The sequence below is a fragment of the Pseudomonas sp. FW305-70 genome, assembly GCF_058783925.1.
Genome location: NZ_JBYSYZ010000007.1, coordinates 113,914 through 135,622 on the forward strand (window position 1 = coordinate 113,914; position 21,709 = coordinate 135,622).

Here is a 21,709-nt window from a genome sequence, read left to right on the forward strand (position 1 = left end):
TTGTGTGACGCTGTGTTTCGTCGCTGTATCACCATCATTACTGTGAACGTGCCCGAGGAGAAGTCGTGGATTCCCGATTGAATGCTTTTCTTGAACGTGCCGATGCCGTTCTGGCGCGTATCGAGCCGTTGCTGCCGGCACCCCGGCCAGCCATCGACTGGACGCAATGCCTGGCCGCGCGCTGGCAGCGTGAGTCGCGCGGCGGTTATCTGATGCCGCTGCAGGTCAGCCTCGACATGCGCCTGTCGGACCTGATCGGCGTCGACCGGCAAGTTGAGCAGCTTGGGCGCAACACCCAACAGTTCCTCGACGGCATGCCCGCCAACCACGCCTTGCTCTGGGGCTCGCGCGGCACCGGCAAGTCGTCGCTGGTGCGCGCCTTGTTGGCTGAGCACGCTCAAGCCGGTTTGCGTCTGATCGAGATTGAGCGCGATCACTTGGCAGACCTGCCGCGCGTGGTCGAACAGATCGGCAAACTGCCCCTGCGTTTCGTGCTGTTTTGCGATGACCTCTCGTTCGAGTCGGGCGAGGGCGATTACCGGGTGCTCAAAAGCGTACTCGATGGCTCGCTGGAACAGGCGCCGGACAACGTCTTGCTGTACGCCACGTCGAACCGTCGCCACCTGGTGCCGGAAAAGGAAAGTGACAACGAGAACTGGAAGCGGGTCGACGGCGAGCTGCATCCGAGCGAGGCGGTGGAAGACAAGATCGCGCTGTCGGACCGCTTCGGCCTGTGGCTATCGTTCTATCCGTTTACCCAGGAACACTTCCTCGACGTCGTCGAGCACTGGATCGGCCAGTTGGCCGGCAAGGCCGGACTGGCATGGCAGCGCAGCGAAGAGCTGGACATCCTGGCGGTACGCTGGGCCACAGGCCGAGGCAATCGCAATGGACGTTGCGCTTATCAATTTGCCCGTTACTGGGTCGGGCTGAAACTGTTGGAGCACAAGGCATGATCGATTTACAAAAGAGCGGCCAGGGCCTCGAAGGCTACGGCATGCTGCACGCGCAGCTGGAGTCATTGCTGGCGGACGAGCGGGACTTCATCGCCAATGCCGCGCAGTTCTCGGCGTTTCTGTTCAATCAGCTCGATGACCTGAACTGGGCCGGTTTCTACCTCAACCGCAATGAGGAGCTGGTGCTGGGCCCGTTTCAAGGGCAGATCGCTTGCGTGCGGATTCCGTTCGGACGTGGTGTCTGCGGAACAGCAGCCGCTACCTTGCAGACCCAGTTGGTCGAAGATGTGCACGCGTTCCCCGGTCACATTGCCTGTGACAGCGCCTCGAACAGCGAACTGGTGGTGCCGTTGGTCAAGGACGGCCGATTGATCGGCGTGCTCGATCTCGACAGCCCGAAACTGGCGCGGTTTACCCCGCAGGACCAGGCCGGTATCGAGCAACTGGCGGCGATTTTCCTGCGCCTGACCGACTGCTGATCAAGACACCAGGCCGGCCTTGGCCAGCAGGCCCGATGCGTCCACCGCATCGATCTGCGCAGGGTCGAGGAAACGCCTGGCGTACTGCAAATAGATCTGTGCCCTGATGAACAGCCCGAACAGTTCCGGGTCGATGTGGGCATCACGGCACATGAACGCCATGATGCCCAGCGCTTCGCTCAGGGTCTTGGCTTTTTTGTAAGGGCGGTCGGCGGCCGTCAGGGCTTCAAAAATATCGGCAATCGCCATCATTCGCGCCGGCAGGCTCATGTCTTCACGCTTCAAGCGTTTCGGGTAGCCGCTGCCGTCCATTTTTTCGTGATGCCCGCCGGCTATTTCCGCGACGCTGCGCAGGTGCCCGGGGAACGGCAAATGGTTGAGCATCAGAATCGTCTGAACGATGTGGTTATTGATGACAAAACGCTCCTCGCTCGTCAGGGTGCCCCGGACAATGCTCAGGTTGTACAGCTCGCCCCGATTGTATTTGTGGGGCGGAATGTCGAGTTTGAAACCCAGGGGGTTATCTTGCGGTATCACTTCGTTTTCGCTGCGTTCGAACAGGTGCTCGGGTTTGTCCGCCAGTAAGGGTTCGCTGACGGGCAGGGTGGGGGCGGGTGTTCGGGCCTGACGCCGGTTCTCTTCCCAGGACACGCCCAGCCGGTCATCCAGGGTCCGGGTCCAGGTGCGTTCAGCCACGCTGCGCAGGCGTTGCAGATCAGCGTCGGCCATGGCTTCGCCACCCAGATTGCAACGGGCAATGAAGGCGAAATCATCATCCAGCCCGGCGAGGCTGGCATCACGCAGTTCTGCCAGCGCTTGCTCGTCACCACCCAGCGTAATGGCCTGCCAGTAGCTGATCCAGGCATCGCGCTTGAGTACCTCGAAGCGGGTGCGGATTTCGTGGATGCGATCGGTCAGGGTTTCCAGCTTCGTGGCTTTGTCGACGACGTATTCCGGCGTGGTGATCTTGCCGCAATCGTGCAGCCAGGCAGCGATGTGCAGTGCCTCCCATTCATCGTCGGTCGGCCGATAGGCGCTGAAGGCGGGTTCCTGGCTGGCTGCCGCCGCCTGGGCAAGCATCAGGGTCAGTTCCGGCACGCGCTGGCAATGGCCGCCGGTATAGGGGCTTTTGGCGTCGATGGCGCCGGCCAGCAGTTGAATGAAGGCGTCCAGCAGCTGTTTTTGCCGGGCCTGCAGGCGCTGGCTTTCAATACACACGGCCGCCGCGCCGGACACCGCCTGGAGAAACGCAATGCGGTCCGGTCGCAGTTTGTCCAGATCGCTGTGCTCGCCGCTGTCGGCCAATAGCAACACCAGCAGGCCCACGGTTTCGTTGTGGCGATTATGCAGGCGGATTCCGATCAGGTGGACCCGGGGACTTTCCAGCGCGAGCAAGACTTTCTGCAGATCGCCCGCTTGCTCGAACCCCAGGTTACTGACGACGTTGTCGACCTTTGCCAGCTGCTGCAGCCATGGGGGGCTTTGCGGGTTTTCCAGTGAGTGTCCGCGGATGTCGAAGGATTGCAGGTTTTCGGTGGTGTTGTTGATGACCAGTCCGTGGGGTTCCATGTACCCGCCATCAACTTCGCGCAGATAGATCAGGCCGGCCTGGGCCTGACCGATTTTCACGGTTTCAAACAACACGCGTTCCAGCAGCGGGGCGAAACGGGTTTCGGCGCTGAGGCTGTCAGTGATCTGGAAGAAGCTCGCCAGCGTGTCTTTCATCCGTGCCATCGACACGCTCAGTTGGTCGACTTCGAGCACCGGCGAGCGACGGGAAAGCGGAAAATTGAAATCGAAACTGCGAATCGCATCGGCTTCCTGCACCAGCGCACGCAAGGGTTTGACCAGGACTCTGGAGGTCAGCCAACCCAGCGGCACGCATAACAGCAGCGTGGCCAGGGTAATGAGCGCACCTTGCCAGCGCATCCGGTAAGCATCGACGAGCAACTCGTCTTCCGGTACCAGCAGTGCCAGTTGCAGGCCCTGGGGGCCGCCCTCCTGCATGCTGCTGCGGGCCACGATCCACTGCCGGCCGTTGGCATCCAGGCGACTGCCTTGAGAGGGGTTGTTGAGCAGCGCACCCAGGCTGGGGCTCAGGTCCGCGGCCTTGATCAGGCGCGCTGTCTGATCATCGATGATCAGCTTGCGGCTGTCGGGGTAGGCAATGGCATTACCTTCGGCATCGAACAGCACGATTTCGGTATGGGGGGTCACGACGTGCTTGGCCAGGGTCGCGCTGAGTTCGGCCAGGGTCAGGTCGGCGGCCATGATTGCCTTGTCGCCACTGCGTCGGGCCAGCGTCGTGCCAATGTCATGGGTGGAAAAAAAGATATAGGGTTCGGTCGTGATCTGGTCATTGTCACTACGGGCGCTGGTAAACCAGGCACGGCTGCGAGGGTCGTAGGTGTCGTTCGGGTTGTCCTGGCGACTGACGAGTGCCAGGTCCCGGTCGAAAAACAAAGACTGGGAGCGAGCCTGGCCGCTGCCGTCGCGCTCAATGCTCCAGACCTGGTAAGCCGCCGTGTCCGGGGCCTTGACCAGGGTCTTGACCTCTGGGGTATGCAGCGGGCGGACCATGAAAAAGTCACCGTTGTCGTAGCCCAGGTACAGCGACGCCAGATTGGGGTTGTCCTCGAGTGACTGGCTGAACGGTTCGAGCAGTGCCAGGCGGTGTTCGAGATCAGTGGACTGGCCCGCCGGATTGAGTGCCAGCAGGCTCAACAGGTGGCGAATGGGTTCATAGGTGGCGTGCAGGTCCAGCCGGACATCCTGCTCGATACGGTTGAAGAGTTTTTCACTGCTGGACAGTATGATCTGGGTCGTTTGCCGGTAGTTGAAAAGACCCAGCAGCACTCCGGTCAGCAACAACAGAAAGGTGAACATCACGCTGATATGGACATGCAGTGGAAACCGGCGTGGATCCGTGCGCAGTGGGTCAGGCATTGCGGGTTTCTCCATGAGGGTCAACACACCGCTGAGGGTCCAAGCATAGTTAAGGCTCTGTCATTGCGCCTTCGTCGTATTGCTTGATCTGACGTAGTAACGCCTCCTCCAGCTCAAGCATGGTGCGTTCCATGGATTTGCAGCATCCGGCCACTTTTTCGCGATCGAAATCCTCATGGCAGGCGGCTTCAAGCGCCTCGCAACGGTCGATCAGGGGTGAGGCTTGCACTATCCGGGCTGCGCCTTTGATTTTGTGGGCAATGTCCTGCAGCGCCTGCGTATCCCCGCAGCTGGATAGGGACTGCAGCGTTTGCAGATCCTGGCGGTTGCTGTTGACCAACTCGTTGAGCAATCTGCGGTTCAAAATCGGGTTGCCCCCGGTCAGCAGTTTCAACCCGTGCAGGCTGAACGCCGGGGTTGCATGGATGGGCTCAATGTTTTCCATCCACTGGCTCAAGGCTCCGAGGCTAAGGGGTTTGAACAGGCAGTCATCCATTCCGGCCTGTTTGCAGCGTTGTATTTCTTCCGGCTGGGCGTTGGCGGTAAAGCCGAGCACAGTGCAGGGAGGGCGATGGTTTTGGCTTTCATGCTGGCGAATGGCACGGGCCAGCTCGTAACCGTTCATGACCGGCATGTTGCAATCGGCGATCACCAGATCAAACGGTTGGTCTTTCCATGCCTCCAATCCCTCCTGGCCATCGGCCGCGACGGTAAATCGATGGCCTAGAAACTCCAGTTGCTGGCAGGTGAGCAAGCGATTGGCCGAATGATCGTCGACGACCAGAACATTCAATGGGGTTGTGGCGACGACAATTTGCGTCTCGGCCACCTGGGCAGATTGTTGCAGCGGTAACGTTTCCAGGTGCAGCAATACCTCCACTTGAGTGCCGACACCCGGCTCGCTGCGCAGTTGCAGGCTGCCGCCCATCATCTCGCAGAGATTGCGGCTGATGACCAGACCCAGCCCTGCGCCCCCCCTGGTCGATTGAGTGGCGTTGTCGACCTGGGCGAAGGGCTCGAACAGCCGGTGTTGATCCTGTTCGCTGATCCCGATGCCACTGTCGTGAACCTGCACCCGCATTTGCACACGATCTGGCTCCATTGCCGGGTGCAGGTCGACAATGACCCGGACCTTGCCTTGCTCGGTAAACTTGATGGCATTGCTGATCAGGTTGGACAGCACCTGCTTGAAGCGCAAAGGGTCCAGCAACACATCGAAGGTCGGGTTGGCCGAAGAAAACTCCAGCTGCAGTTCGAGTTCCTTCTGTCGGGCAAGACCATCGAAAATCCGTACGACCGAGGCCACGAGTTCACCCGGATTGACGCGCTCCGGGCTAAGGCTCAAGCGTCCCGATTCGATTCTGGCAATGTCGAGGATGTCGCCAATCAGTTCCAGCAACCCTTTCGCCGAGTTGTACGCGACATCGATGGCCGGACGCTCCGGGTGCCGATGATCAAGACGCTTGAGTGTCAGTTCAAGCATGCCGATGATTGCATTCATCGGCGTGCGGATCTCATGGCTCATCGTGGCCAGAAACGTGCTTTTGGCCCGGTTGGCGTTATCGGCGTGTTCTTTTGCGCAACGCAGATCATCCAGCAGTTGCCGGCGTTCGCTGATGTCGATCCAGCCACCGATAATGCCTTGCACTGTCGCGCTGGAATCGCGGTAGGGAAGAATCCAGTGATAGATCGTCAGCCGCCGGCCACCAATGTGCAGTTCGCGATCGACGATCAACGGTCTGCCCTCGGTCACCACGCGCTGATAGTCAGCCTGGTACTCCCGGGCTTCGAACACATTGCTCATCGCCCCCTGCATGACGCTTTTGCCGATGACATCTTCGCGCCTGGCGCAGAACGCTTGCAGGTAACTGTCGTTGCAACTTTGCAGCAATCCCTGCCGATCACGTACGTAGATAGGATGGGGCGTGCCATTGACCAGCGATCGCATGAACTCGAACTGATCGTTCAATGCACGCTCGGCGGCCTTGCGCTGCTTGATCTGGCGTCGCATGTAGTCGTTCCACGCAATGGAAATCAGCAATAGCGCACCGGCACCAATGACGATTTGGTAGAACAGTCTTTGATAGTTGCGCCAGGTGCTTTGCGAGGACGCCGAATAGCCGCGCCAGCGACTGTTGATGATGCCCAGTTCCTCCGGCGAGATGCTCAGCAGCGCCTTGTTCAGAATGGCGTTCAGCTCTTTGGCATCCCGTGCAGTGGCCAGCGAGAACGCTGCCTGCTCGGTGCCGATGGTGGTGCTGATTTGCAAGGTGTGTTCGAACAGCCGCGAGGAAATGAAGTAATTGGCAATGACCAGTGAGTTCACCGCGCCCTCGGCCTGACCTTCGTCGAGTAACTCTACGGCGCTGAAGGTATCTGGAGCTTCGATCAACCTGATCCGGGGAAATTCCATGCGCAGGTAATCCATGAGTGGATTGCCGCGGGCAATGGCCAGGCGCTTGTCCTGCAACTGCTCGAGGTTGGTCGGGCTGTCGGCGGCTTTGCGGGTCAGCAGGACGTAGGAGTTTTCCAGAAAGGGGCGGGTAAAGTTCAGTTGGGTTTGACGTTTGGCACTGGGGAGCAATGCGGCGATCACATCGGCCTGGTTGTTTTTGATCTGTTTGATCATCTCGTCATCGTTTCGACTGCGCTGGATGTCAAAGCGCAAGCCGGTGCGCAGCCTGATCAGCTCAAGCAAATCCGCGCTGACCCCGCGAAAGTTGTCATTGCTATCGAAAAACGTCAGTGGCGCATAGGCTTCGTTGACGACGACGCGCACTGCCGGGTGATGTGCCAGCCAGCGTTCTTCCCGGTCAGTGAGTTGCAGCTTTTGATCGGTCAGCAGAATGTCGCTGCCGGCGCTCCAGCGTTTGGCGATGTTTTCTCGCTCACTGGAGGGAATGGCCCTGATCATCGCGTTGATGATGCCGAGCAGTTCGGGGTTGTTCCTGTTGACGGCAAAGCTGAAGCCATGGGCTTCATGTTTGCCGAAGTTGGCCATCCGGATGTTGTTCAAGTACCCCTTGTTGATCATGTAGTGAGTTGAAATCGTGTCGCCGAGAAACACATCCGCCTGATCGAAGGCAACGGCATTGATCGCATTCTGGTAGGACGGATAGGACGTGATGATCGCCTTTGGGTACAACGCCTTGACTTCCGCCAGCGGTAAATAGTGATACACCATGCTCAGGCGCAATCCGGCCAGGCCATCGGTGAGGGATCGGGTTTCCCCCTCGCGGGTCACCAATACGGGTTGGTCGACGGCATAGGGTATGGACAGGGCAATCTCGGCAATTCCAGCTTCGAATCCATTGGCGGTGCCAAGCAGATCGACATCGCCGTTCTGCAGCGCAGTGATCGCGGCCCCTCGGGATTCGAAACGCTGAACCTTGACCGGCAACCCGGTTGCTTTTTCCAGAAGGCCAGCGTAATCGGCGGTAAAGCCTTCATAGTCTTGACCACTGGTGGTCAGGTCGAAAGGGGGGTAGTCCGGGGCCGACGTGCCGAGCGTCAGTTGATTTCTGTTGTTTATCCATTGTTGCTGGGATTCATCCAGTCGAATCTCCAGCGCCCCGACCTTCGCGCGACTGAGCAGCGTGTAGAATTCATTGCCCGGTGCTCCGAACAACGAGGTGCTCACGCATAGACCTGCGGTCACTTGAATCAGATAGACCTTCAAACGGCTGGGCATCCAGGTTCTCACACGAGTGCGTTACGTTTTGCCATCTCGATCAGTTCAACCAGGGATTTGGCTTTGAGTTTCTGCATGAGGCGCTTTTTGTAGGTACTCACGGTCTTGTTGCTCAGAAACATGCCCTTGGCGATTTCCTTGTTTGTGCGACCTTGGGCAAAAAGTTGCAGCACCATCAGTTCCCGGTCGTTTACGGACTTGAACAGTTCCAATTCGATGCAGCGTGTTTCATCTCCGTGGATGGGGTTCAAGGCTTCACTCGGGAAATAGTTGTAACCTGAAAATACCGCTTTTATGGAACTCACCAGTTCACTGATGTCCTCTTGTTTGCAGACATAACCCGAGGCTCCGGATTGCATGCAACGAATACCGAAGAGTGTCGGGCATTGTGCGGTCAGTACCAGTGTTTTAGGTGGATTACTCATTGCGTTGAACCGGGACAGCACTTCCAGGCCATCCAGTTTTGGAATGCTTATATCGAGAATGACCAGGTCCGGCATGCATTCGCGAACCATCTGCATGGCGTCGACCCCATTGTCAGTTTCGCCGACGACTTTGTAACCTTCGTGTTCCAGTAGCATTCGAACGGCAAGGCGGATAACCGGGTGATCGTCGACAATAAAAACGGAGTTCATAATCAAGTCCCATGCGAGCTCAAATAAAGCGCGCACCTTAGCTCAGATACTTGAAGGGACGCATGAACGGACCGGGCTGTAGCAGAAATATAGGAGAAATCCTACAAATTAAAAGGAATTGGACTACGTATTAACTAGGTTTCTTATTAGGAAGTCTGGGGAAGTTTGGTGGTCTGGTGGGTTTTTTTTGGAAGTTGTTTGTAGGTTTTACGCTGTGTATTTGTCGGTTCTTATAGGTGCTTTTTGTTTATGTTGGTGCCAAGGTCAACAGCTCTCTAAATTCAGATTGTTTCAATGGTTTTATCAGGTAGCCCAGTAATGGCAGCCCGTGTTCAGTGGCCGTTTTTACAAGTTCATCCAGTTCAGACGTCGTCAGGCTGCTCAGTATGATCGCCTGTCTGATCAGTCCTCGCTGACTGGCGAACCGGACCAGATCGAGCCCTGTCAGCTCGGGCAGGCATTGATCGCATAAAAGGATGTCGAACGGCTGGTCGACCCCGAGCATTTGCTGCATGGCGCTTTTGGCACTGTCGGCGGTAGTCAGTCGGGTGAAGCCATAACTTTCCAGCAGGTATTGAGTGGCTATCAGTTGGAAGGGATGGTCCTCCACCACGAGGATGCGTAGATCGTCTTCGGCCATGGTGCGCACTTCATCTGTCGAACAGAGGGAGGGCGATTGTTTCGCGAGAGTGTCGGACAGGCGATCAGTTCGCTCGCCATGTGTTGTAGGGCGATTCGACGAGACTTGAGTGTTGTTGGAAGTTGAAGGGGGGATCAGCCAAAACGAACGCCGTAATGGCTGATCAAACGAAGCGCCTCAGTGGCTGGCGCGGCCGGTCATTTCCAGGGCCATATCACTGGCATAGCTGTCGGTCATGCCGGCGATGAAGTCAATCATGCGCAAAAACGATGTATGCAACGGGCCGTGAGGGTCGGGTGCATTGTTACCCAGCAGATCAAGGATGCGCCGGCTTTTGAATGACGGGGTCCGGCCGTTGTGCTGCTCCAGTGCTGCGCCGCAAAAGGCATTGAGGAGGATTTCCAGCGTGGTGTAGGCGCCGATCTCGTGCAGGGTCTTGCGCTTGTCCTGGAAGATTTTCTTGCGGGCCATGTCTTTGGCGTTCAACACGCAACGCTTGGCGGGCCCGTGCATGTGCTCTACCAGGTCGCCAGGCAATGTGCCGGCCAGCAGTGCGTGCTGTTGTTCGACGAAGGCGCGGGCCGCGGCATTGGTCAAGTGTTCGATGGCCTTGCCGCGCAGGATCGCCAGTTTGCGTCGACGCGAATCGCCGGGACCGAGCTGGCGGTAGGTCTCCGGCAAGTCGTCGCCCACCAGGTCCAGCAGCAGGGACTCGACTTCGGCGTACTCCAGCAACTCCATTTCCAGGCCGTCTTCCAGGTCGATCAGTGCATAGCAGATGTCGTCGGCGGCCTCCATCAGGTACACCAGCGGATGCCGCGCCCAGCGTTGCTCCTCAAGTTGTGGCAGGCCGAGTTTATGGGCGATCTGCTCCAATAGCGGCAGCTCGCTCTGATAACAGCCGAACTTGTGTTTCTTGTAGCCCAGCGAATCGGCGTGCCTGGCCGTCCATGGATACTTCAGGTAGGTGCCCAGGGTTGCATAGGTCAGTCGGGTGCCGCCGTCGAACTGGTGATACTCCAGTTGAGTGAGTACCCGAAAGCCCTGGGCGTTGCCTTCGAAATTCAGGAAGTCATTGCGCTCGGCTTCACTCATCGCATCCAGCCAGCCACGGCCGGCGGCTTGCTGGAACCAGTGACGGATCGCGTCTTCACCGGAATGGCCGAAAGGCGGGTTACCGATGTCGTGCGCCAGGCAGGCCGATTGCACCACCATCCCCAGGTCGCTGGGTTCGCACCAGTCGGGCAGGGCGTTGCGGATGGTTTCGCCGACCCGCATGCCCAGCGAGCGCCCCACGCAACTGACTTCCAGCGAGTGGGTCAGGCGCGTATGAATGTGATCATTGCTGGACACCGGATGGACCTGGGTCTTGCGCCCGAGGCGGCGGAAAGCCCCCGAGAAAATGATGCGGTCGTGGTCTTTGTGAAAAGGGCTGCGGCCGAGTTCTTCAGGGCTGTGCAGAGGCTTTCCGAGGCGTTCGCGGGTAAGCAGGGTGTGCCAATCCAAGGCGGGACTCTCCGTCAGGTGACTGATGGCCTAGCTTCCCGTTTCGCGTCATGACCTGCAAGCGGAACTACAACCGGGCACCGTCGATATCGAGGCCACCTTGCAAGAACTTTTTTCGCAGGGGGCAATTGACCGGACAGGTGCACAGGATTGCGCCCCCTCGATAGAGAGGGGGCATCCCGTCGACACTGCAAGAGCGTAGCCAGAAAGAAACTGATCAGTCTTTGCGCGAAGACCCCTGCATGATCAGTTTGATCAGCGGCCCCAGTGTGCTGCCGAGACGGATCAGCCGGGTCAGGCTGCTGAGGCCGCCACCGTTCTTTGCGCCCTTGCCGGTCAGAAAGCCCAGCAAGGTGACGGCGGCCACGCCCCAGAGTGGAGCGTGTTTGATGCCGAAACCGTCCTGCAGGTTCTGCGTCATCCCGCGCACCCGCCGCAACGGTTGCAGCAGTTGCGCGGATTCGTGGCGGATTTCCTGGCGGTGCATTTCCATACGCAGGCGAATCAGCGCCTTGCGCATTTCCGTGCGTGAGCTGTTGTGTGGCAATTCAGGCAGGTTCATGGCAGCAGGCGCTCCCGATCGTTGGCCAACTCTTCCAGCGTACCGTGGAAGGGCGAGGACTCATCGAAAATCGCTGCCCTCAAACGCATCGCGCAGAATATGGCTGCGAGGGTGTAGAACACGCAGAGCCCGATGATGGCGGTCAGGCGATAGGTGTCCCAGAACACGATCAGCACCAGCGTCGACAGCCCTACCAGCAGCAGCAACGCAAACACCAGCGCCAGACCGGCAAACAGCAACAGGCTGACGGTGCGGGCTTTCTGTTCCTGCAACTCGATGCCGAACAGTTCGACATGGCTGTGCAGCAACCCCAGGAAGGCAGCACCCAGGCGCCGCGATGAGGAGCGTGTTCCCGTCGCAGACGGGCCGGATTCACCGATCGACATATCAGCGCCGGCTGGCCAGCAGGCCGATCAGGAAACCCACACCGGCCGCGATCCCGACCGATTGCCAAGGGTTGGCCTGGACATAGTCTTCGGTGGCGGTGACAGCCGCCTTGCCGCGTTCGCGCAGGGAGTCTTCGGTCAGCTTCAGGGTTTCACGGGCACGCAAGAGACTGTCGTGAATCTGCTCGCGCAACTCGTCGGCCTGGTCGCCGGCCAGGGTCGCGGTGTGCTCCAGCAACCGTTCGGTGTCACTGACCAGTGTCTGAAAATCGTTCATCAGGATTTCTTGAGCAGTCTTTGCCTGGATGCGGGCCATGGTGGATCTCCATAAGTGGCTTTCTGATGCGTTCGAGTATGAGCCTTCTGCGAAGGTTCAGTACAAATGACTGGTACAACTTTTGCTGTGTCGTGGTGCGCCGGTCCGCACCATTGCGCTATAGCCAGGCATGATTTCAGTAAAACCGTAGGACCAACAATCAAAAACTCGCGCAAACGTCCGGGTCACGTTTTTCCCGGACGGAGTCTGTGCACCAAGGCGGTTCAACGAGATCAGTCCCCTGATGCTTCGAAGCCGCAACTTGGTGCATGGGCGGCCATCGCGAACTGCTTTGGTGCTTTTTTCTGCCATAAGGTCTGCCCATCCCATGGAAAATTTGCAAAGCGCCGTGGACACCCTGGTCCATAGCTCCAACACGCTGTTCATTCTGATCGGTGCGGTCATGGTTCTGGCCATGCACGCCGGTTTTGCCTTTCTCGAAGTCGGAACCGTGCGACAGAAAAACCAGGTCAATGCCTTGTCGAAAATCCTCAGCGACTTCGCCGTATCGACACTGGCCTACTTCTTTATAGGCTATTGGATTTCTTATGGCGTGACCTTCATGCAACCGGCGGCCGTGCTCAATGCCGACCATGGTTATGGACTGGTGAAGTTTTTTTTCCTGCTGACCTTTGCCGCGGCGATTCCCGCGATCATTTCCGGAGGAATCGCCGAGCGCGCCCGGTTTGTCCCGCAGCTGTGTGCAACCGCGTTGATTGTCGCATTCATCTATCCGTTCTTCGAAGGCATGGTCTGGAACGGCAACCTGGGTTTGCAAGCCTGGCTGCTGGAGCGTTTTGGCGCCGGTTTCCATGATTTCGCAGGTTCGGTGGTGGTGCATGCCATGGGCGGTTGGCTGGCACTGGCGGCGGTGCTGTTGCTCGGGCCGCGTAATGGCCGCTATCGCGAAGGTCGGCTGGTCGCGTTCGCGCCTTCGAGCATCCCGTTTCTGGCGTTGGGCTCATGGATCCTGATTGTTGGCTGGTTCGGCTTCAACGTCATGAGCGCGCAAACCCTGCCAGGTGTCAGCGGACTGGTGGCGGTGAACTCATTGATGGCCATGGTGGGCGGTACGGTGGCCGCACTGATCGTCGGGCGCAACGACCCCGGCTTTCTGCACAACGGACCGTTGGCGGGACTGGTGGCGATCTGCGCCGGCTCCGACCTGATGCATCCGGTGGGGGCGCTGGTGACCGGCGCCGTCGCGGGGGCGTTGTTTGTCTGGTGCTTTACCGCCGCTCAGGTCAAGTGGCGCATAGACGACGTGTTGGGTGTCTGGCCGCTGCACGGTTTGTGCGGCGTGTGGGGCGGTATTGCCTGCGGCATTTTCGGCCAGAGCGCTTTGGGCGGACTGGGTGGGGTCAGCCTGATCAGCCAGTTGATCGGCACCGCACTGGGCGTCACCGTGGCTCTGACCGGCGGGTTCGCCGTGTATGGCGTGATCAAGGCTCTGCATGGATTGCGCCTGAGTCAAGAGCAGGAGTATTACGGCGCGGACCTGTCGATCCACAAGATCGGCGCCGTCAGCCAGGACTGACACAGGTCTCATCATCGTCGGTGGCATCAGGCAGGAGACTCAATGGCTCGACGGTTTTTCGGAGCAGGCCTAGAATGGTCACTTCATTTTCCGGTTGAGCGCTCATGCTTCCCGTATGTCAGTTGTTCGGCACCCTTGGATGCCATCTCTGTGAAGTAGCCGAAGCCATGTTGATGGAGTTTGTCGAGCGCGGTCTGCTGGTGGAACTGGTGGACATCGCCGACGATGAAACCTGGTTCGCCGCCTACAGCCTGCGTATTCCGGTGTTGCGGCGGGTCGACACCGGCGCTGAACTGGGCTGGCCATTCAATGCCGATGAGGTGGTGGCGTTCTTGCTTTGAGCGGCTTTTGCGCTGGCGGTGTTTCCCGCCTGTCGAACTTTGCGATTGATCCCCTTGGCTTATCCGGTATTGATCGGATACTGTATGCGTATACAGTTATTCGTGGCGCTTGCATGGCCGCTGCTGATTTTCGGCAGCGAGCAGCCAAGCCCGGGCGTGAGAGGGATGAATCGTGGTCAATGTCGAACAGTTGAAGAACAGCGTGAACCGGATGTCCGCAGACGTCGTGAGTGAAGCCGTTCTTGAGTTGCGTCTGGATGGACTGGTGACCGAGGGCAAGACACCCTTCAACAAAACGCATTTCAATACCTGTTTCGCAGAAATCGAAGCCTTGTTTCAACGCGCGGGTTATCACCGGCAACTCGATGTCGTGGGTTATCAGGGATTGTTGTACGCCCTCTATGACCCCGCTCGCTGGGAGGCGGTCGATGTACTGCGCTGGCTCAAGGAATACACTGAAGCGGCGGCGCGTACACGGATTCCGGCTTGAGGCTAGGTTCATTCCCCGTGCTGTTGGATAATGCCGCTCTGCACTGAGGGTTAGAACTTTCGTATGTCCACTTCTTCTTTTTCCGCGGCACACAGCCAGGCCAGTACGCTGTACTTGCCACCTGGCCCGTGGCAGACCGTTGTCGATTGTCTGTGCGAGCATTTCAGCGCCATCGGTCGTGAACAATGGCTGGACAGAATCGCCCGTGGCCGGGTCCTCGATGGGCAGGGCATGCCGATTGCCCTCGATCTGGCCTACAGGGAAGGTTTGCGGATTCATTATTTTCGCGAAGTGCCGGATGAAAAACCGATCCCGGTGATCGAGTCGATTCTGTACGCGGACGAGCATCTGGTGGTGGCCGACAAACCGCACTTTCTGCCGGTGACGCCGGCTGGCGAATACGTCGAACAGACGCTGCTCAGGCGCTTGATCCGTCGCCTGGACAACCCGCATCTGGTGCCATTGCATCGCATCGACCGGCATACCGCAGGGCTGGTACTGTTTTCCGCCAATCCACAGAGTCGTTCGGCTTATCAGTCGTTGTTTCCAACCCGGCAGATCGAAAAGCGCTACGAGGCCATTGCAGCGGCGTTGCCTGAACGTGCTTTCCCGCTGGTTCATAAAAGCCGGCTGGTCGATGGCGAGCCGTTCTTCCGCATGCAGGAAGGGCCTGGGGCGTGCAACACCGAGACGGCGATCGAAGTCAGGGAGAAACAGGAGAAACTCTGGCGGTATGGTCTTTACCCGGTGACGGGCAAGAAACATCAGCTGCGGGTACACATGGCGGCGTTGGGCGCCGCTATCTGCAACGACCCGTTTTACCCCGAGGTGCTCAAGGATGCGCAGGATGACTACGCCAATCCTTTGAAACTGCTGGCTCAGGGGCTGAAATTCATCGATCCGGTCTCGGGCCAGGCGCGTGAGTTCGAGAGTGAAATCACCCTGCAATGGTGATCCTGAACGGCGCCCCTGAAGTGCTGTTCTTCAGGCATGAAAAAGCCCGCATCAAGCGGGCTTTTCTGTATCCGGTGGCACCCGATTACAGTTCTTTAACGGTACGGACCTGATCTTTGTTGATACGGGTCTGTTTGCCATCGAGCTGTTCGAATTCGTAGAAGCCGGAATCCTTGTCGAACTCTGGCGTGTCGACGGCCTGGATTTCGCGACCGTCATTCAAGGTGATCACCGTAGGCGATGCGCAACCGGCGAGGGTGGCGAGGCCCAGTGCGAGCATGAAAGTGGCGAGGGTCCGTTGCATCATGAGTGTGTCTCCGAATAAGAATTCTTTGGTTTAGTGAACTTGAGACGTGAACCGTCCGCGCAAGTTCCTGATCAATGTCAGTCTGACACAGTGTCATGACCGCTTACATGACCGCTTAATAGTTCCGGCGTGTTGAGGTTGGCCAGCCTGGGGTCTTTGTCTGGGCATTGCAGCGCGGTCGCGCCGAGCTTGCGCATCAACCGGCCCGGGCTGCGCTCACCCTCGTTCCAGGCCTTTTCAAAGGCTGCCTTGTGCAGCACTGGAATCACACACAACAACGGCTCCCAGTGGCCATCGTGCCGCACCATCAGCGGCTTGTCCGGATTCAGGTTGGCGGTCTCGCGCATGGTGCCGATCAGCGCCGCATCAATGCCCGGAACGTCACAGGGCAGGACCAGCATATGAGTATGGCGAGCTGCTTCCAGGCCCGCCCGAATTCCCGCCAGGGGGCCGGGGAAGTCACCTTCATCGTCGTGGACCAACTGGTCGGCGTAGGGCGCATACTTCTCAAGGTTGCGATTGCAGGAGATGATCAGGTCATCGGTCAGCGGGCGGGTCTTGCGATGCAAGTGAGCAATCAGCGGTTCGCCGCGCCAGTCCAGCAACCCTTTGTCCCGCCCCCCCATACGTTGGCCGCGACCGCCCGCCAGGAGCAGAATGGAGCAGGGTGGCAATTGTGAATTCATGGTCATGGCAGGTCTCCATGGGAGCGGCGAAAAAACGGAGCGCTGTGATATAACACCAGGCTGTTTCTCCTACAACTGGACGAGCCTATGAAAGCCAAGGCTGATGTACCTTTCGCACCGCTGAACATTGCAGTGCTGACTGTCAGCGATACCCGCACGCTGGAAACCGACACCTCGGGCCAGCTCTTTGTCGACCGCCTGAGTGCCGCCGGTCATTACCTGGCAGCCCGGGTGTTGCTCAAAGATGACCTCTACAAAATTCGTGCGCAAGTCGCCAACTGGATTGCCGACGATGTCGTGCAGGTGGTGCTGATCACCGGCGGAACCGGTTTTACCGGGCGTGACAGCACACCGGAAGCCGTCAGTTGCCTGCTGGACAAGCAGGTCGATGGATTCGGCGAGCTGTTCCGCCAGATCTCGGTTGCCGATATCGGCACCTCGACCGTTCAGTCCCGGACGTTGGCCGGTCTGGCCAATGGCACGCTGGTTTGCTGTTTGCCGGGTTCAACCAATGCCGTGCGCACGGGTTGGGATGGCATTCTGGCCGAACAGCTGGATTCGCGGCATCGCCCGTGCAATTTCGTGCCTCACCTGAAACAGGCAGCGCCTTGTGAATCCCGTGGGTAAGCCGGGCAAGACCGGCAGCCTGATGCCCGTCGAGGAGGCGTTGGCACGCTTGCTGGAAATGGCCGAGGTCTCGAGGATTGTCGAGCGTGAACGCTTGCCGTTGGCGCAGGTGCAGGGGCGTGTACTGGCTGAAGATCTTTTGTCGACCCTTGATCTGCCGCCCTGGCCCAACAGTGCCATGGACGGGTATGCCCTGCGCACGGCTGACTGGACGGGAGAGCCGTTGGTGGTCAGCCAGAAGGTGTTTGCCGGCCAGGCCCCCGATCCGTTGCAGCCTGGAACCTGTGCGCGCATTTTCACCGGAGCGCCTGTTCCCGCCGGTGCCGATTGCGTCGAGATGCAGGAAAACGCCGAGGTCCAGGCGGATGAGCGAGTGCGTTTCACGCAAGCCTTGAGCCAAGGCCAGAACATCCGTCCGCAAGGTCAGGAAGCGACCGTCGGCGAGTTGATTCTGCCGGCAGGCACACGCCTGGGGCCGATCGAGCAAGGATTGGCTGCCTCATTGGGCTACGCCGAGCTGGAGGTCGTTCGCAAGGTACGTGTGGCGGTGCTGTCGACCGGCGACGAATTGGTTGAGCCGGGCCAGACGCTGGGTCCGGGACAGATCTACAACAGCAACCGGGTGTTGTTGTGCAGCTGGTTGCAGCGTCTGGGCTGTGAGGTTATCGACGCGGGCATTCTTCCGGACGATCTGCAAACCACTCGTTCCCGATTGGGTGAGTTGAAGGATGTCGATCTGATCCTCTCGACCGGTGGCGTATCGGTGGGTGAAGCTGATTTTCTGGGTGTCGCCTTGCGCGAAGAGGGCGAACTGACGCTGTGGAAACTCGCCATCAAGCCCGGCAAACCACTGACGTTCGGGCATTTTCGCGGTGTGCCCGTGATCGGCTTGCCGGGTAATCCGGCATCGACCCTCGTGACTTTTGCCTTGTTGACCAGGCCCTATCTCCTGCGTCGTCAGGGTGTAAAGGAAGTCGAGCCGCTGAAGGTGCAGGTACCGGCAGGGTTTGACTGGCCCCGACCTGGCAATCGGCGGGAGTATTTGCGTGGACGGCTGGAAAACGGCAGGGCGACGATCTACAAAAACCAGAGTTCCGGCGTACTGCGCAGTGCTGCCTGGGCTGATGGGCTGGTAGAAGTCCTGGAAGGTCGCACGCTGGTTCAGGGCGATAGCGTTTTCTTCATTCCGTTGAGCGAAGTACTGAGCTGACCGCTTCAGCGGATTAGCCAGGCAAAAACCCGGTTGATTGAACCGGGTTTTTGCCTGATGGCCATTCAATGTGCCAGAAACAATGAAATGACCTGCTCGAAACGGCTATTGGCGATCCAGCCAAGAAGACCGAGGATCACGACCGTTCCGCAGGCGGAGTAGGCGAGCCTGTGCTTGATGGATTTGACGTCACCGCGGATGTCGTCCAGGTCCCTGCGTATGTGCTTGAGGTGTGTTTCCAGCTCGGTGACGCGAGGTTCCATATCAATTTCTCCCGTGGCTCTTGTGCTGGCCGGTCATCCAGGTTTTTGGCCTTGCTTGGCACGTCCCTGTGGTGTCCTGCTGAAACTCCAAGGTCTACCAATTCGGATTTGCGGTCAATTGAGCAGATTCCTCACGTCCTGTAAGAAAAGTCCTGCTGTAGGGGATCGAGTTGCCTGACTGGAAATAATTGGTTTTCTGGCGACCTTTAACAGCGCCTGCGCGGTCCACATCTCCCAGATGCCATCCAAACCGGGGAGTGAAGTAATGAGCGATCGCAAGGCACTGTTGATTCTGCATGGCAAACAGGCACTCAACGAGGCGGTTCGTGCCGCCGTCGAAAACCGTCGTGAACAAGGCTGGGAGCTGGCTGTGCGATTGACCTGGGAAGCCGGCGATGCGCAGAGACTGGTGGGCGAAGCGTTGGCGGCCGGTTATCGACACGTCATTGCCGGTGGCGGCGACGGCACCTTGCGGGATATCGCCGAGGCCATGGCGGAGCACTCGAAAAAAGCCAGCCTCATACTGATGCCGCTGGGAACCGCCAACGATTTTGCGCGTGCGGCAGGCGTGCCCCTGCAGCCTGATCAGGCGCTGGCGTTGCTTGATACCGCGCCGACCGCCATTGATCTGGGGGAGGTCGACGGGCAGATATTCCTGAACATGGCGACCGGTGGGTTTGGCAGTCATGTCACGGCGAACACCTCGGAGGAGTTGAAGAAAATCCTCGGTGGTGCTGCTTACCTGTTCACCGGCCTGTCACGCTTCAATGAGCTGCATACCGCCTACGGTGAATTGCAGGGACCTGATTTCCACTGGTGCGGCGATCTGCTGGCGCTGGGCATCGGCAATGGCCGGCAGGCTGGTGGCGGGCGGGAATTGTGCCCACAGGCCCTGGTCGATGATGGTTTGCTGGATATCAGTATCCTGCCGGCACCTCAGGAGGTGGTTGGTACATTGAAAAACCTGCTGACCGAAGGTTTTGGCATCGACAGCATGTTTGTCCGGGTGCGCCTGCCATGGGTCGAGATCAAGGCCTCGGAAGGGCTCTGCATCAACCTTGATGGTGAGCCGCTGGTCGGGGATAACCTGCGTTTCTCGGTCCGCCCGGCGGCGTTGCTCGTGCATTTGCCTGAAGACTCGCCGCTGCTACGGGCCAGTGAAGTGACTAGTCATCAAGGCTGATGATGTGTTCACGCACCGCGAACAGTACCAGGCCGGCCACATCGTAGATCTGCAAACGCTTCATGATCTGCGAGCGGTGGGTTTCGACGGTCTTGACGCTCAACCCCAGGCCGTTGGCAATCTCTCGGGTGGATTTGCCGCGAACGATCAACCGCAGGATTTCCAGCTGGCGTGCCGTCAGGTTGTGCGAGTCGGCGGGTTCGGGCTGGTGCTTCTGATTTCGGATCAGGGCCTGGGTGATCACCGTGTGGGCAATGGCCGGGCTCAGATAGCGCTCGTTGTTGCGCAAGGCGTCCAGCGCGTGCTCGAGTTCGGTCGCCGTGGTGTCCTTGAGCAGATAGCCGTGGGCGCCGGACTCCAGGGCCTGCATGATGAGGGCCGGGTCGGTGTGCATCGACAGGATCAGGACCTTGCTCTGTGGGCGCACCCGCTTGAGCTGTTGCAAGGCTTCGAGGCCGCCGGTCTGGCGCATCGAAATATCCAGCAGGACAATATCCGGTGACAGATGCCCGACCATTTCGAGCAACTGCGAGCCGTCATTGGCCTCACCGACGACGGCGTAGCCGGGCAGGTCCATTACCAGGGCGCGCACGCCAGCCCTGATCAGCGAGTGGTCATCCACCAGTAGTAAGTTACAAGTCAATGCATAACCTTATTCGAACTGGCCCGTTCGAGCGCACGGGGCGCCCAGGGAAATAGAGCTTCGATTTGAGTGCCTTTGCCCGGCTCGCTGGTAACGGTCAACGTGCCGCCCAGTTGATCTATCCGTTCCGACATCCCGGCCATACCGCGTTGCCCTTCGCGCCCTGGGTCCGTTGCGGGTGCGAAGCCCTGGCCATCATCGCTGATCTGCAATCTCAGGCCTTGGGGCAGGCGCTGCAGGCATACCAGCAGGTTCTTGGCCCGGGCATGTCGCAGCATGTTGGTGACCGCTTCCTGGGTAATGCGAAAAGCCGCCACGGCCATTTCCTCCGGTATGCCGGTCAGGCGCTGCTGGCATTCCAGGCTCCAGTGTACCGGTGTGTTGGCCAGGGTCTTGAGCAGGTGTGCCCGCAGACTGGCTTCCAGCCCGAGGCTGGTCAACTGCCGGGGATTGAGAATGGCGGATACGTCACGAACTTTGGCCAGGGTTTCTTCCAGTGTGTCGCACAGGACCGTGCATTGTCCCTGGAGCTCTTCGGGCATCCGGCGTTTGAGCCAGTCACTTTGCAATTTTGCGGCGGTCAGCAATTGACCGATGTCGTCATGCAGTTCGCGGCTCAGTCGGTGACGCTCGTTTTCCTGGACCTGCAATAGCCGGTCGGCCAGCTCCTGAGGCTGGAATTTGATCGATTTACGCGAGAGGCAGTACTGCACGGCAACACTGGTCAGCGCCGCAATGTTGAGCAGCAGCAATGACAGAGGCAGCGCAATGGACAAGCCATGGACCAGCAAACTGCCGAGGGTCGAGCAGACGCATAGCAACAGCGTGAATGTGCGAGCATTTTCCCGGGAGGGCGGCCACTTGGCGATTGATTTGAGGCTGGCGTACATAGCGGATGGAGCCAATGGATGTTCGCTGCGGGCTGACCGGTCATGCTGGCTGACAGGCCCCTGTTTTTATGTGGAGCGCCGACGAGTTCAGCTGCGAACTGCAGCGAGCTGTGTCCGGCTGCGATCACGCGGCCATTAATTGGCGTCAACTAACAGGCGGCATAGTAGCACTTAAGATACTGTTGGTCGCGTCCGTATGCATGTCCGAAAAGTCAGGAATCCAGTCGTTTCGGCAATGCGTCCATAATGGAACAAGTTGGTTGTTGCCATCGCAAAATACCGATAGCCCCAGGGGGCTGTTGATACCAGGCAATACCTGATCAAGTCTGGTGCGCCATTGTCGATAGGCAATAGTGGTTGTTTTAAGGATGTCGCTTATAGCTATGAAATATTCATTTGCGACATATGCGCACTCAATTAACAGTGCGCTACTGATAACCAAACCCCGCCATACGGCATAG

General features: G+C 58.7%; 21 protein-coding genes and 1 pseudogene. 9 read left to right on the plus strand and 13 right to left on the minus strand.

Translation table 11 applies throughout. The features are described 5' to 3' along the window. The first annotated feature begins 65 nt into the window (after positions 1-65). Entirely contained in the window at positions 66-956 is an 891-nt protein-coding gene (locus AC3WN7_RS07995; RefSeq protein ID WP_095966416.1) for an ATP-binding protein, read from the plus strand. Continuing rightward, the gene (locus tag AC3WN7_RS08000; RefSeq protein WP_095966417.1) at positions 953-1,435 is read left to right on the plus strand and encodes a GAF domain-containing protein; all 483 of its coding nucleotides are present in this window, start codon (positions 953-955) and stop codon (positions 1,433-1,435) included. Before AC3WN7_RS07995 ends, AC3WN7_RS08000 begins: the two co-directional genes overlap by 4 nt. Here AC3WN7_RS08000 and AC3WN7_RS08005 read toward each other — a convergent pair whose 3' ends face one another. The 8 genes from AC3WN7_RS08005 to AC3WN7_RS08040 all read right to left on the minus strand — a co-directional run bounded on the left by AC3WN7_RS08005 (position 1,436) and on the right by AC3WN7_RS08040 (position 12,117). Next, on the minus strand, positions 1,436-4,381 hold the full coding sequence (locus AC3WN7_RS08005; protein ID WP_102675392.1) for an HD domain-containing phosphohydrolase: 2,946 nt from the start codon (positions 4,379-4,381) through the stop codon (positions 1,436-1,438). 49 nt (positions 4,382-4,430) lie between these two features. Continuing rightward, a complete protein-coding gene (locus AC3WN7_RS08010) occupies positions 4,431-8,072 on the minus strand; it encodes a transporter substrate-binding domain-containing protein (RefSeq protein WP_102675391.1) in 3,642 nt (1,213 codons plus the stop codon). An 8-nt stretch (positions 8,073-8,080) separates the two neighbouring features. Then, on the minus strand, positions 8,081-8,707 hold the full coding sequence (locus AC3WN7_RS08015) for a response regulator transcription factor (RefSeq protein ID WP_007973494.1): 627 nt from the start codon (positions 8,705-8,707) through the stop codon (positions 8,081-8,083). A gap of 247 nt (positions 8,708-8,954) precedes the next feature. Next, positions 8,955-9,347 carry a response regulator gene (locus tag AC3WN7_RS08020; RefSeq protein WP_102675390.1) on the minus strand — a complete coding sequence of 131 codons (393 nt, stop codon included), beginning with the start codon at positions 9,345-9,347 and terminating at the stop codon, positions 8,955-8,957. Between the two features lie 177 nt (positions 9,348-9,524). Next, positions 9,525-10,853, minus strand: a complete 1,329-nt coding sequence (locus AC3WN7_RS08025; protein ID WP_015094053.1) for a deoxyguanosinetriphosphate triphosphohydrolase — start codon at positions 10,851-10,853, stop codon at positions 9,525-9,527. A gap of 217 nt (positions 10,854-11,070) precedes the next feature. Beyond that, positions 11,071-11,415 carry a hypothetical protein gene (locus AC3WN7_RS08030; protein WP_095966422.1) on the minus strand — a complete coding sequence of 115 codons (345 nt, stop codon included), beginning with the start codon at positions 11,413-11,415 and terminating at the stop codon, positions 11,071-11,073. Then, a complete protein-coding gene (locus AC3WN7_RS08035) occupies positions 11,412-11,801 on the minus strand; it encodes a phage holin family protein (protein ID WP_102675389.1) in 390 nt (129 codons plus the stop codon). The genes AC3WN7_RS08030 and AC3WN7_RS08035 overlap by 4 nt, the downstream gene beginning before the upstream one ends. A 1-nt stretch (position 11,802) precedes the next feature. Next, positions 11,803-12,117: an ElaB/YgaM/YqjD family protein gene (locus AC3WN7_RS08040; protein WP_007973485.1), complete on the minus strand. Its 315-nt coding sequence runs from the start codon at positions 12,115-12,117 to the stop codon at positions 11,803-11,805. A 328-nt stretch (positions 12,118-12,445) separates the two neighbouring features. On the opposite strand from AC3WN7_RS08040, the gene AC3WN7_RS08045 reads away from it, so the two are divergent. From AC3WN7_RS08045 to AC3WN7_RS08060, 4 genes are all read left to right on the plus strand, one after another. Then, positions 12,446-13,654, plus strand: coding sequence for an ammonium transporter (locus tag AC3WN7_RS08045; protein ID WP_102675388.1), 1,209 nt, complete (start codon positions 12,446-12,448; stop codon positions 13,652-13,654). Between the two features lie 104 nt (positions 13,655-13,758). Further along, positions 13,759-13,995: a glutaredoxin family protein gene (locus AC3WN7_RS08050; protein ID WP_095968070.1), complete on the plus strand. Its 237-nt coding sequence runs from the start codon at positions 13,759-13,761 to the stop codon at positions 13,993-13,995. Between the two features lie 172 nt (positions 13,996-14,167). Further along, entirely contained in the window at positions 14,168-14,485 is a 318-nt protein-coding gene (locus tag AC3WN7_RS08055) for a hypothetical protein (protein ID WP_015094058.1), read from the plus strand. A 63-nt stretch (positions 14,486-14,548) separates the two neighbouring features. After that, positions 14,549-15,439: a pseudouridine synthase gene (locus tag AC3WN7_RS08060; RefSeq protein WP_095968071.1), complete on the plus strand. Its 891-nt coding sequence runs from the start codon at positions 14,549-14,551 to the stop codon at positions 15,437-15,439. A gap of 85 nt (positions 15,440-15,524) precedes the next feature. On the opposite strand, the gene AC3WN7_RS08065 is transcribed toward AC3WN7_RS08060, so the two are convergent. Further along, positions 15,525-15,746 carry a YgdI/YgdR family lipoprotein gene (locus tag AC3WN7_RS08065; RefSeq protein ID WP_007973479.1) on the minus strand — a complete coding sequence of 74 codons (222 nt, stop codon included), beginning with the start codon at positions 15,744-15,746 and terminating at the stop codon, positions 15,525-15,527. 77 nt (positions 15,747-15,823) lie between these two features. Further along, the gene (gene mobA, locus AC3WN7_RS08070; protein WP_095968072.1) at positions 15,824-16,438 is read right to left on the minus strand and encodes a molybdenum cofactor guanylyltransferase MobA; all 615 of its coding nucleotides are present in this window, start codon (positions 16,436-16,438) and stop codon (positions 15,824-15,826) included. Positions 16,439-16,519: 81 nt separating this feature from the next. Between mobA and moaB the strand changes: the two genes are divergently transcribed. Beyond that, complete coding sequence (gene moaB / locus AC3WN7_RS08075; protein WP_015094061.1) at positions 16,520-17,059, plus strand: molybdenum cofactor biosynthesis protein B; 540 nt, start codon at positions 16,520-16,522, stop codon at positions 17,057-17,059. A gap of 22 nt (positions 17,060-17,081) precedes the next feature. After that, positions 17,082-18,269 (plus strand): molybdopterin molybdotransferase MoeA, encoded by a 1,188-nt coding sequence (locus tag AC3WN7_RS08080; protein WP_173862147.1) that lies wholly within the window; start codon positions 17,082-17,084, stop codon positions 18,267-18,269. A gap of 65 nt (positions 18,270-18,334) precedes the next feature. On the opposite strand, the pseudogene AC3WN7_RS08085 reads toward AC3WN7_RS08080, so the two are convergent. After that, positions 18,335-18,550 (minus strand): annotated as a pseudogene (locus AC3WN7_RS08085) (hypothetical protein); the annotation flags it as partial. Between the two features lie 247 nt (positions 18,551-18,797). Here AC3WN7_RS08085 and yegS point away from each other — a divergent pair. Beyond that, complete coding sequence (gene yegS, locus AC3WN7_RS08090) at positions 18,798-19,715, plus strand: lipid kinase YegS (RefSeq protein ID WP_095968075.1); 918 nt, start codon at positions 18,798-18,800, stop codon at positions 19,713-19,715. On the opposite strand, the gene AC3WN7_RS08095 is transcribed toward yegS, so the two are convergent. Beyond that, complete coding sequence (locus AC3WN7_RS08095) at positions 19,699-20,358, minus strand: response regulator (RefSeq protein ID WP_095968076.1); 660 nt, start codon at positions 20,356-20,358, stop codon at positions 19,699-19,701. The genes yegS and AC3WN7_RS08095 overlap by 17 nt on opposite strands. After that, on the minus strand, positions 20,355-21,248 hold the full coding sequence (locus AC3WN7_RS08100; protein WP_095968077.1) for a sensor histidine kinase: 894 nt from the start codon (positions 21,246-21,248) through the stop codon (positions 20,355-20,357). The genes AC3WN7_RS08095 and AC3WN7_RS08100 overlap by 4 nt, the downstream gene beginning before the upstream one ends. Positions 21,249-21,709 lie beyond the last annotated feature (461 nt).